Below are 10,735 nucleotides of genomic sequence, written 5' to 3'. Positions count from 1 at the left end.
GCGTAAAGGGCGCGTCAAAGATTAGGTAAGGTAACGAACTACTTGCCGAACTTGCCGCCGGGAGGATCGATCCACCGGGCGCATCGAGGAGGGCCGCCCGCTGACTGTCCACACGCTCAATGAGCTTTTGCTGGTCTGCTCGCTCGTGCTGCTCGTCGCCGTGGCGGCGGTGCGCGTCTCGTCACGCAGCGGCCTCCCCAGCCTGCTCATCTACCTCGGCATAGGCGTCGCGATAGGCCAGGACGGCATCGGCAACGTCGTATTCGACAACGCCGAGCTGACGCAGGTCATCGGCTATGCCGCACTCGTCGTGATCCTCGCCGAGGGTGGTCTGGGCACCAAGTGGAAAGAGATCAAGCCGGCGCTGCCGGCGGCGATCATGCTGTCGCTGGTGGGCGTCGCGATCAGCGTGGGCGTGACGGCGGCGGGGGCGCACTACCTGGTCGGACTGGAATGGCGCCAGGCCCTGCTGATCGGCGCGGTCGTCTCCTCGACCGACGCGGCGGCCGTCTTCTCGGTGCTGCGGAAGGTCCCGCTGCCCTCCCGGATCACGGGCGTCCTGGAGGCCGAGTCCGGCTTCAACGACGCACCCGTCGTCATCCTGGTGGTGGCCTTCGCGACCGTCGGCCCGGCGGACGAGTGGTACGTCCTGCTCGGCAAGATCGCGCTGGAGCTGGCCATCGGCGTCGCGATCGGCCTGACGGTCGGCTTCCTGGGCGCGTACGGCCTGCGGCACGTGGCGCTGCCCGCCTCCGGCCTCTACCCCATCGCCGTGATGGCCATCGCCATCACCGCGTACGCGGCCGGCGCCATGGCGCACGGCTCCGGCTTCCTCGCGGTGTACCTGGCGGCGATGGTGCTCGGGAACGCCAAGCTCCCGCACTGGCCGGCCACGCGGGGATTCGCCGACGGGCTCGGCTGGATCGCCCAGATCGGCATGTTCGTGCTGCTGGGCCTGCTGGTCACCCCGCACGAGCTGGTCCACGACTTCTGGCCCGCCGTGGTCATCGGGCTGGTGCTGACGATGGTGGCGCGGCCCCTGGAGGTCTTCATCAGCCTGCTGCCCTTCCGGATTCCGTGGCAGGAGCAGGCCCTGATGTCGTGGGCGGGCCTGCGCGGCGCCGTGCCCATCATCCTGGCGACCATCCCGATGGTGTCCGGGATCGAGGGCAGCGACCGCGTCTTCAACATCGTCTTCGTCCTGGTCGTCGTCTACACCCTGGTCCAGGGGCCGACGCTGCCCTGGCTGGCGCGCAAGCTGAACCTCGGGAAGGGCGAGGAGACCGCGTCCGACCTCGGCATCGAGTCGGCGCCGCTGGAGAAGCTGCGCGGACACCTGCTCTCCTTCGAGATCCCGTCGGCCTCGCGGATGCACGGCGTGGAGGTGAGCGAGCTGCGGCTTCCGCCGGGGGCGTCGGTCACGCTGGTCGTCCGGGACGCGAAGAGCTTCGTGCCGCTGCCTTCGACCGTGCTGCGACGCGGGGACGAGCTGCTGGTGGTGGCCACGGATCCGGTACGGGACGCGGCCGAGGCGCGGCTGCGGGCGGTCGCCCGGGGCGGCAAGCTGGCGGGGTGGCTGGGCACGGGCAACGGACCCGATTCGCACTGACCCGGGCCCGGATATCGGTGAGAGCGGCGTTCTCATCCCGCCGATTTCGCGGCGCTCTGACCGCTTTCCTCCCTGTTTTCAGGCCTCTGGCCCGTGAAGCTCCCGTTAATCGCAGGCGAAGACAATGCTTGTCACCGTAATCACAGGGCGTGATAGAGGCGACCCCTGTACGATGAAGGCACACCAGATCGAACCAACTCTGCCTGACGCAGAGCTGGCGCGACCGCAAAGCGGCCGTGGCACCCTCCCGCAGTGGGCGCCCAGGTATCACTCGGTTCTGCGCAAGAGGACAGCTCTCGGGGCTCCCACATGTACGGGTGCGGCCGCTCACAAGGCGGAGCACCGCCCGCAGACGGGGACGCTCTACCAGGCAGCGGAAAGGCCAGGCCGTGACATCCGCGGTCACGACCGACAAGTCCGCCCGCCCCGGCTACGGACAGCTCCTGCGCACGCCCGGCGCCCTCGGCTTCGTACTCCCCGGCTTCGCAGCCCGACTCCCCTTCGGCATGCTGACCATCAGCATCCTGCTGCTGGTCCAGCACACCACCGGTTCCTACGGCAGCGCCGGCATCATCGCCGCCGTCACCGGCATCTCCATGGCGCTGTCCGCGCCCCTGATGGGCATCTTCACCGACCGCCTCGGCCAGAGCGCCGTCCTGCTGCCCGTGGTCCTGACGCACGCCGCCGCCGTCAGCGGGCTGGCCGCGCTCGCCCTGCTGAACGCGCCGGTCTGGGCGCTCGCGCTGGCCGCCGTCCCCGCCGGCGCCTCGGTGCCGCAGGTCGGACCGATGGTCCGGGCGCGCTGGGCCGCCAAGCTGGAGGGCTCGCCGCTGCTCCCGACGGCCGCCGCCTTCGAGTCCGTCACCGACGAGTTCACCTTCGTCGTCGGCCCGGTGCTGGCGACCGCGCTGTGCACCGGCGTCCACCCGGCGGCCGGTCTGGTCACCGAGGCCACACTGACGCTGCTCGGCGGTCTGCTCTTCGCGGCCCAGCGGGCCACCCAGCCCAAGCCGCAGGCCCCGACGGCCCACGGTGAGGCGAAGCGCGCCTTCGCGCTGTCCTTCCCGGGCCTGCGCGTCCTGATCTTCGCCTTCCTCGGGATCGGCGCCGTCTTCGGCGGCATGCAGGTCTCGCTCGCCGCCTTCTCCGACGAGATCGGCAACCCCGGGGCCAACGGCCTGCTCTACGGTGTCTTCGCCGCCGGCAACATGATCGCCGGCATCGCCATGGGCGCCGTCGCCTGGAAGATCGGCCCGCGTCGCCGACTGATCCTGGGCTACATCGGCCTCACCGCCGCCGCGTCCGTCCTGTGGGCCGCCCACTCCCTGATCCTGCTCGGCGCGCTCGGCCTGGTCGTCGGACTGTTCATCGCCCCGGCGCTGATCACCGGCTACACGATGGTCGAGCAGCTCGTCCCCGCCGACACGCGGACCGAGGCCTTCACCTGGCTGACCGGTTCGATCGCCTTCGGGCAGGCCATCGCCGTCATCCTGGCCGGCCGCCTGACGGACGCGCACGGGGCCTCGTTCGGCTTCCTGGTGCCCATGGCGGCCACTGCGCTCGCCCTGGCCACCCTACTGGCGCTGCGTGCGAAGCTGGCCCCGAAGGCCCCGAGCCGGATCGTGAACTCGTCCGGTCCGGGCACCGCGCCCGCGGCCCCGGACGGCCCCTCGCCGTCCTCCCGTCAGCGGTTGAACGAGCGTGGGATGGGTCACCGCGTGCCGGTGACGGTGGACTGATCCGCCGGAATACGTCACCATGGAGCGTCGTTAGCACTCATTGAGTGAGAGTGCCAGGAGGAAATTCGTGCCGACCTACCAGTACCAGTGCACCGAGTGCGGTGAGGGCCTTGAGGCCGTGCAGAAGTTCACCGATGACGCACTGACCGTGTGCCCGAGCTGCGACGGACGCCTGAAGAAGGTGTTCTCCGCGGTCGGCATCGTGTTCAAGGGCTCCGGTTTCTACCGGAACGACAGCCGTGGCGCCTCGTCGAGCAGCACCCCTGCCTCGAAGCCGGCCTCGGGCTCGTCGTCGTCCTCGACGCCGGCCGCCGCCCCCGCCGCTTCGTCCTCCTCGGCGTCGTCGAGCACGAGCAGCTCCACGTCGGCCGCCTGACCGCTCGCTTCTGCATGAGGCCCCGCCCGCCCCGACCGGGCAGCGGGGCCTTCGGCATGCCCCGTTAGGGTGGGCCGCATGGTGAACGCAGAGATCGGTGTCATCGGCGGCTCGGGCTTCTACTCCTTCCTGGAGGACGTCTCCGAGATCCAGGTGGAGACCCCGTACGGGCCCCCGAGCGACTCCCTGTACGTGGGCGAGCTGGCCGGCCGCCAGGTGGCCTTCCTGCCCCGGCACGGACGGAGCCACACCGTCCCGCCGCACAAGATCAACTACCGGGCCAATCTGTGGGCCCTGCGCTCCGTCGGCGTCCGCCAGGTGCTCGGCCCGTGCGCGGTCGGCGGTCTGCGCCCCGAGTACGGGCCGGGCACGCTGCTCGTCCCCGACCAGCTGGTCGACCGTACGAAGGCCCGCGCGCAGACCTTCTTCGACGGGGAGCCGCTGCCCGACGGGTCCGTTCCGAACGTCGTGCACACCACCTTCGCCGACCCGTACTGTCCGGTGGGCCGCTCCGTCGCACTGGCCGCGGCGCAGGGGCGGGACTGGGAGCCGGTGGACGGCGGCACCATGGTCGTCATAGAGGGGCCGCGCTTCTCGACGCGCGCGGAGTCGCGGTGGCATGCGGCGGCGGGCTGGTCGGTGGTCGGCATGACCGGCCACCCGGAGGCGGTCCTCGCCCGCGAGCTGGGGCTCTGCTACACCTCACTGGCCCTGGTCACGGACCTGGACGCGGGCGCCGAGACGGGTGAGGGCGTGTCCCACACGGAGGTGCTGAAGGTGTTCGGCGAGAACGTCGGCCGCCTGCGCGAGGTCCTCTTCGACGCGGTGGCGGCGCTGCCGGCCACGGAGTCGCGGGCCTGCCTGTGCACGCACGCGCACGACGGGTGGGACCTGGGCATCGAGCTGCCTTAGGGGGTGCCGCCTCGGGGGGCTCCTCGGGACGGGGCTTCCTCGGGACGGGGCTTCCTCGGGGCGGAGCTTCCTCGTCGGAGCCGGGGCGTACGGCGGACCGGCTCGCGACGGCGCTCGGGATGAGCCCCCTCCCATCCGGGGAAGAGTTTCCGCAGGGGACTGTCACATTCGGCACGGCTGTCTTGTCCTCCTGGGTGAAGGCCCCGCCGGACGGTGAGGGCGCCACCGAGACAGCCCGGGAGATGACGTCATGCCGCGTATCTCGCTCACCCCGCCCCGCACCCTTCTTCTGCGCATCGGCGCCTGGTACTCGCGCCGGACCTACGGCAAGGTGCTCGACCCCGGGCAGGCATACGGCCACCACGCGCGCGTGCTGTTCTCGTACGTCCGCCTGGAACAGCAGGCGGCGAAGTGGAACGCGCTCGACGCCGGCCTCAAGCACCTTGCCGTGATGGCGGCCGCGGCCCGTATCAACTGCTCGTGGTGCATGGACTTCGGCTACTGGGAGGGCCACGAGCAGGGCATGCCGGCCGAGAAGATCGAGCGGGTACCGCGGTGGCGCGAGTCCCGCGAGGTGTTCACCGAGCTGGAACTCCTGGTCATGGAGTACGCCGAGGCCATGACCGAGACCGAGCCGACAGTCACGGACGAGCTCGCCGCGGAACTGATCGCGCGGCTCGGCGAGGCGGCGTTCGTCGAACTCACCGCCATGGTCGCCCTGGAGAACTGGCGCTCGCGCGTCAACAGCGCCTTCGGCCTGACCAGTCAGGGCTTCTCGGAGGCCTGCCGGATCCCGGCCAGGCCCTGACCTCGACAATGACGGCGTGAACACGGACTCCCCCCGCGTCGGCGCCTGCGCCGGCCCCACGCCCACCAGCACCTGCCCCGACACCGGCGCCTGCTCCGACGCGGACGCCGACCGCCGGGTCATCGTCGCCCTCGACTTCGCCGACAAGGCGGCCGCCGAGGGGCTCATCGGCCGCCTCGGCGACGCGTGCGGCTTCTACAAGATCGGCCTGGAGCTCCTGACCTCCGCAGGCCCCGGACTCGTACGGGACCTGGTCGAGCGGGGGCACGAGGTCTTCCTCGACCTCAAGCTCTTCGAGATCCCGAACTCCGTCGCCGGCGCCGTCCGGGCCGCGGGCGCCCTCGGCGCGTCCATGGTGACGGTGCACAGCATGGGCGGTACGGGGATCATGGCCGCCGCGGTGGAGGCCGCGCGGGAGTTCCCGCGGCTCCGGGTGCTCGCGCTGACGGTGGTCACCAGCATGACCGGGAGGGACCTCGCCGACATCGGCGTCGGCGCGGACACCGAGGAGCAGGTGCTGCGGCTGGCCCGGCTGGCGAGGGGCGCGGGATGCGACGGCGTCATCGCCTCGCCGCGGGAGGCCGGGCCGCTGCGCGAGCTGCTCGGGCCGGACCGGCTGATCGTGACCCCGGGCGTGACGCTGGGGGCGGACGGCGGGGCGGGCGGCGGGGCGGGCGGTCCTGCGGGCGGGCACGCCCGGGCGGGGACGGCGCAGGCGGCCTTCGCGGCCGGGGCCTCGCACGTCGTGGTGGGCCGGTCGATCACGCGGGCCGCCGACCCGGTGGCCGCCCTGCGGCGGGTGCGGTCCGGTCGCTGACCCCTGGGGGTGACGGGGTTGTCCACAGGCTGGGGATCGTCCACAGGCGCGGACGGGATTCGACGGGAGGCCGGATCGTGGGATGTGTCCGGGCGCAGGGTCCGGGCACAGCGACTCACTCGGTTTGGCGGTGTTCGTCATGTCCCGCATGTCCTCGACCCCTTCGTCTTCGCCCGCTCCGGTTGCCTCCGCTTGCGCTCCTTCGGCTTCTTCCGCTTCTCCTGTGCCCCCCGTGTGTGCGGCCGCGTCCCCGTGTCCCCCCGCGCGCCCGGTCCCGCCGTTCCCGCCGCTGCGTGTGGGGCGGGGCGCGGACCGGCTTCGCCGGGCCGTGCGGCGCCGGCGGCGGGCCGCCTCAGCCGCCCTGGCCGTCGTGGCGGCGGCCCTGGCCGTGGGCGGGACGGATGCGCAGGCCTCGCGGGGCGCCGCACCGCCCGCGGTGCGGGCCTCACCGGATGCGGCCCCATCCGCGGCGGTGCGGATGGTCTCGGCCCCGGTGCGCATCGCGGACGCGGCGACGGTGCGGCTGCTGCGGCCCGGGGACCGTGTCGACGTGGTCGCGGCGGAGCGCGCCGGACCCCCGAGGGTGGTGGCGGAGGGCGCCCGCGTCGCCGAAGTACCCGCCCATGAGGAGGGCGTGGGGGACGGTGGGGCGCTGGTGGTGCTGTCCGTGTCCCGGGACACCGCGCGGGCTCTCGTGGGGGCGGGCGCCGTGACGCGACTGGCGGTGACGTTGTGCTGATTCGCACAGACGGCCAGTCAAGTCACCGCGAGACGAGGGCCGATTGGACACGCCGTGCCTGGACTGCCGTAGCTTTCGGAACCGTTGGCTCCGTGTTCGGCACATGTGAAGAAAGGCTCAGTGGTGAGCGAGAAGAAGAAGGAGAGCGTACTGGCGGGCTTCAAGGCCTTCCTGATGCGCGGCAACGTGGTCGACCTGGCGGTGGCCGTCGTCATCGGCGCCGCGTTCACGAACATCGTGAACTCGGTGGTCAAGGGCATCATCAGCCCAGTGGTGGGGGCCATCGGCACGCAGAGTCTGGACGGCTACAAGTCCTGCATCAAGAACCCTTGCGGTATCGGCCCGAACGGCCAGCCGACGGGTGTCGAGATCCTCTGGGGCTCGGTGCTGAACGCCACGCTGACCTTCGTGATCACCGCCGCCGTCGTGTACTTCCTCATGGTGCTGCCGATGGCGAAGTACCTCGCCAAGCAGGAGGCGCGGCGCAAGGCGAAGGAAGGCGTCCAGGAGACCATGGAGATCACCGAGCTGGAGGTCCTCAAGGAGATCCGGGACGCGGTGGTCGCGCAGCGCACCAACGGCGGCGGCTCCGGCCCCGGGGGTTCGCGCGACGCGTTCTGACCGCTGCGGCCGCCTCGGCCGGTCAGATGTGGTGCGGGGGCTTCTCGTCGAGGAAGCGGGCCAGGTCGGCCGCGCTTCCGCCGGCGGGCGGCCGCTCGCCCCAGCCTCGGTCGGTGTCGTCCGAGGACTGCTGGTCCAGCGGGTCGTCGAAGACCAGCCGAGGCTTGGGCCGGGGCTTCTCGGGCCCGGGGACGGGGCGCGAGGGCTGCGGCTCGGAGGAGTGGGTGCTGCTCATGCCTCCAGGGTACGGCCGCCCCGGTCTGCGGCCCCGCTCAGCCGGGAGCCTCCTCGGCCCACTCGAGGGCGTGGAACCACCGGCCCGCCGCCTTGCAGGCGGCATGGAAGCCGATGACCATCCTGCGTGCGTGGGTGACGGCCGGGGCCGCGAACACCGCGGGGGCGGTCCGCCCGGGGCACAGCGGGCGTGCGGGCAGCGCGTCCGGCCTGGCGAAGGCCCGCCCCTCTGGTCTCCTGGCCGGTATGGCCCTCTCCCCCATGACCGCCCGCAGCCGCGACGAGGAACACCGCGCGGCCACCCCGCTGGAGCTCTTCTTCGACCTCTGCTTCGTCGTCGCCATCGCGCAGGCCGGCGCCCGGCTGGTGCACGCGCTCGCGGAGGGCCACCCCGGCAGCGGAGTGATCGGCTACTTCTTCGTCTTCTTCGGGGTGTGGTGGGCCTGGATGAACTTCACCTGGTTCGCCTCCGCTTACGACTGCGACGACGTGCCGTACCGGATCGCGACCCTGGTGCAGATCGCCGGCGTGCTCGTCTACGCGGCGGGGGTGAGCCTGGCCTTCGACGCGAACGACTGGACCGTCGCCGTCATCGGCTACATCATCATGCGCGTCGCACTGACGGCGCAGTGGCTGCGGGCCGCCGCCGGGGAGCGGGGCGCGGCCAGGGCGGCGGCCCTGAAGTACGCGGCCGGTCTGGTGATCTGCCAGGCCGGCTGGGTGGGGCTGCTGTTCGCCCCGGACGGGGCGAAGCGCTGGCTGTTCCTGGTCCTGGTCGCCGCCGAGCTGATGGTCCCGGTGATCGCCGAGCGCGGGCACGAGACACCCTGGCACGCCCACCACATCGTGGAGCGCTACGGCCTGTTCACCATCATCGTGCTGGGCGAGACGATCGCCGCGAGCACGGTCGCGGTCAAGTCGGCGCTCGACGAGCACGAGGCGCTGGACGTGCTGCTGCCCATCGCGGGGGGCGGACTGCTGATCGTGTTCGCCGCGTGGTGGATCTACTTCGCCGTCCCGATGCACGAACACCTGACGTCCAACCGGGAGGCCATCCCCTGGGGGTACGGCCACCTGCTGATCTTCGCCTCCGGTGCGGCGATCGGCGCGGGCATCGAGGTCGCGGTCGAACACGCCGTCGGCGAGGCGCACATCTCGCAGACCGCCGCGAACACCGCCGTCACCGTTCCCACCGCCCTCTTCCTGTTCATGGTGTGGCTGTTGCACTCCCGCCACTTCAAGCGCGGTCTCGCCCAGCAGCTGGTCCTGCCGGTCTCCGCCGTCGCCGTCCTCGTCTGCACCTGGACGGGCGCGTACGCGGTCCTCTGGGCGGGCCTGATCTCGACGGCGACGGTCGCCGTCGGGGTGACCCTGGCGGCGCGTTCCACCAGCCGCGCCGGAGTGTGAGGCTCTTTCAGCCCCTCGGCGGCCGAGGGGCGGGGGGCCGGGGGCGGCGCCCCCGGCAAAGGCGCCGCACCGGACCGTCACCCCCGCGCCCCCGCCGCCGTTTCCAGGCCATGACGCTCCCCGCACAACGCCCCGGCGAAGACCCCGGCAGGGAACTGGCCGAGCCGGGCTTCTGGCTGCAGCCCCCCGCCCACCGCCTCGCCGCCTTCGCCCGCCTCCGCGCGGCCGGCGGCCCCGTCTTCGTCCCCGAAGGGACCGGCCACTGGGCGCTGGTCCGGCACGCGCACGTCCAGGAGGCCAGTCGGCTCCCCAAAGTCTTCGCCAGCGCCCCCGGTGTGACCACGCCCGAGCCGGCCCGCTGGGTCCGCGCGCTGTTCGGGGACTCGATGGTCAATCTGGACGGCCCCGACCACGCGCGGCTCCGCAAGATCGTGCAGCGAGCCTTCACACCCCGCCTGCTGGCGGCCGCGGAGGCAGACATCCACGCCGTGGCGGCCAGCATCGTGGACGACGTACTGGCCGGACAGCCCGACGAGTTCGTCTCGGCCGTGGCGTCCCGGCTCCCGCTGGAGGTCATCTGCAACATGATGGGCATCCCGGAGCGCTACCGCGCCGAGATCGCCGACCGGGTCAATCACGCCTCCGAGAACATCGGCGTGGAGCGCGGCCTGGCCTCCCGGCTGCGGATGCCCGGCCGCGGGCTGCGTGCACTGGCCCGTATGCAGCGGATGGTGGCGGGCATCGGGCGGGAGCGGCGCAAGAACCCCACCGACGACCTGATCTCGGCACTGGTCTGCGCGAACGTCGACGGCCAGGCCCTCGGGGCCCGCCAGCTCGGTGCGTTCTTCTCCCTCTTGATGGTCGCCGGGGTGGAGACCACCCGCAACGCGATCACCCATGGGCTGACCCTGCTGACCGACCACCCCGACCAGCGGGACCTGCTGCTCTCGGACTTCGAGAAGTACGCCGACGGCGCGGTGGACGAGATGATCCGCCACTCGACGCCGATCATCCAGTTCCGCCGGACGGTGGCCGCCGAGCACACCATGGGCGGGCACGTCTTCCGCCCGGGCGACAAGGTGGTCCTGTACTACGCCTCCGCCAACCGCGACGAGGCGGTCTTCCCCGACCCCGACGCCTTCGTCATCACCCGCTCGCCCAATCCCCACGTGGGGTTCGGCGGCGGGGGGCCGCACTTCTGCCTGGGCGCGCACCTGGCCCGGGTGGAGATGAAGGCGCTCTTCCGCGAGCTGCTCACCCGGCCGGCAGGGCTGCGCGCGGTGGGCCTGCCGGACCTGGCGGGCTCGAACTTCGACAACCGGGTCCGCTCGCTGAAGTTCGCCTTCGAACGGCCCGGACAGCAGCCCTGACGGCATCCCGGGAGTGGCCGCCGCAGCGGGGGCCGGCAGCGGCCTGCGGAGAGGCGGGGGAAAGGCCGGGGCCGGCCACCGGGCAGGCTGGGGGCCCGGCGGC

At 72.2% G+C, this 10,735-nt stretch carries 11 protein-coding genes; 10 read left to right on the top strand and 1 reads right to left on the bottom strand.

Translation table 11 applies throughout. The features are described from left to right. Nucleotides 1-82 precede the first annotated feature (82 nt). The 8 genes from ACWGIF_RS18045 (at nucleotide 83) to mscL (ending at nucleotide 7,621) form a co-directional block, all read left to right on the top strand. Nucleotides 83-1,609 carry a potassium/proton antiporter gene (locus ACWGIF_RS18045; RefSeq protein ID WP_453498247.1) on the top strand — a complete coding sequence of 509 codons (1,527 nt, stop codon included), beginning with the start codon at nucleotides 83-85 and terminating at the stop codon, nucleotides 1,607-1,609. A 389-nt stretch (nucleotides 1,610-1,998) separates the two neighbouring features. Further along, nucleotides 1,999-3,348, top strand: a complete 1,350-nt coding sequence (locus ACWGIF_RS18040; protein WP_453498152.1) for an MFS transporter — start codon at nucleotides 1,999-2,001, stop codon at nucleotides 3,346-3,348. Nucleotides 3,349-3,415: 67 nt separating this feature from the next. Continuing rightward, a complete protein-coding gene (locus tag ACWGIF_RS18035; RefSeq protein ID WP_453498150.1) occupies nucleotides 3,416-3,724 on the top strand; it encodes an FmdB family zinc ribbon protein in 309 nt (102 codons plus the stop codon). A gap of 78 nt (nucleotides 3,725-3,802) precedes the next feature. Next, entirely contained in the window at nucleotides 3,803-4,636 is an 834-nt protein-coding gene (locus ACWGIF_RS18030; protein WP_453498147.1) for an S-methyl-5'-thioadenosine phosphorylase, read from the top strand. 250 nt (nucleotides 4,637-4,886) lie between these two features. After that, a complete protein-coding gene (locus tag ACWGIF_RS18025) occupies nucleotides 4,887-5,444 on the top strand; it encodes a carboxymuconolactone decarboxylase family protein (RefSeq protein ID WP_453498144.1) in 558 nt (185 codons plus the stop codon). Between the two features lie 16 nt (nucleotides 5,445-5,460). Next, nucleotides 5,461-6,261: an orotidine-5'-phosphate decarboxylase gene (pyrF, locus tag ACWGIF_RS18020; protein ID WP_453498142.1), complete on the top strand. Its 801-nt coding sequence runs from the start codon at nucleotides 5,461-5,463 to the stop codon at nucleotides 6,259-6,261. A gap of 139 nt (nucleotides 6,262-6,400) precedes the next feature. After that, nucleotides 6,401-7,000, top strand: coding sequence for a hypothetical protein (locus ACWGIF_RS18015; protein ID WP_453498139.1), 600 nt, complete (start codon nucleotides 6,401-6,403; stop codon nucleotides 6,998-7,000). A 120-nt stretch (nucleotides 7,001-7,120) separates the two neighbouring features. After that, on the top strand, nucleotides 7,121-7,621 hold the full coding sequence (gene mscL / locus ACWGIF_RS18010) for a large conductance mechanosensitive channel protein MscL (protein WP_453498136.1): 501 nt from the start codon (nucleotides 7,121-7,123) through the stop codon (nucleotides 7,619-7,621). A 22-nt stretch (nucleotides 7,622-7,643) separates the two neighbouring features. Here the strand turns inward: mscL and ACWGIF_RS18005 are convergent, their stop codons facing one another. After that, a complete protein-coding gene (locus ACWGIF_RS18005) occupies nucleotides 7,644-7,856 on the bottom strand; it encodes a hypothetical protein (RefSeq protein WP_453498133.1) in 213 nt (70 codons plus the stop codon). A 245-nt stretch (nucleotides 7,857-8,101) separates the two neighbouring features. Between ACWGIF_RS18005 and ACWGIF_RS18000 the strand changes: the two genes are divergently transcribed. Next, nucleotides 8,102-9,262 carry a low temperature requirement protein A gene (locus ACWGIF_RS18000; RefSeq protein WP_453498244.1) on the top strand — a complete coding sequence of 387 codons (1,161 nt, stop codon included), beginning with the start codon at nucleotides 8,102-8,104 and terminating at the stop codon, nucleotides 9,260-9,262. Nucleotides 9,263-9,372: 110 nt separating this feature from the next. After that, the gene (locus tag ACWGIF_RS17995) at nucleotides 9,373-10,632 is read left to right on the top strand and encodes a cytochrome P450 (protein ID WP_453498130.1); all 1,260 of its coding nucleotides are present in this window, start codon (nucleotides 9,373-9,375) and stop codon (nucleotides 10,630-10,632) included. Nucleotides 10,633-10,735 lie beyond the last annotated feature (103 nt).

It is taken from the genome of Streptomyces sp. NPDC054849, from assembly GCF_053610945.1.
This window is presented reverse-complemented; position numbering and strand designations above follow the sequence as displayed.

Excerpts from the sequence above, each read along its gene's own strand:
- ACWGIF_RS18025 (WP_453498144.1), top strand. The coding sequence starts at position 4,887 with ATGCCGCGTATCTCGCTCACCCCGCCCCGCACCCTTCTTCTGCGCATC.
- ACWGIF_RS18030 (WP_453498147.1), top strand. The coding sequence starts at position 3,803 with ATGGTGAACGCAGAGATCGGTGTCATCGGCGGCTCGGGCTTCTACTCC.
- ACWGIF_RS18015 (WP_453498139.1), top strand. The coding sequence starts at position 6,401 with ATGTCCCGCATGTCCTCGACCCCTTCGTCTTCGCCCGCTCCGGTTGCC.
- ACWGIF_RS18000 (WP_453498244.1), top strand. The coding sequence starts at position 8,102 with ATGGCCCTCTCCCCCATGACCGCCCGCAGCCGCGACGAGGAACACCGC.
- ACWGIF_RS17995 (WP_453498130.1), top strand. The coding sequence starts at position 9,373 with ATGACGCTCCCCGCACAACGCCCCGGCGAAGACCCCGGCAGGGAACTG.
- ACWGIF_RS18005 (WP_453498133.1), bottom strand. The coding sequence starts at position 7,856 with ATGAGCAGCACCCACTCCTCCGAGCCGCAGCCCTCGCGCCCCGTCCCC.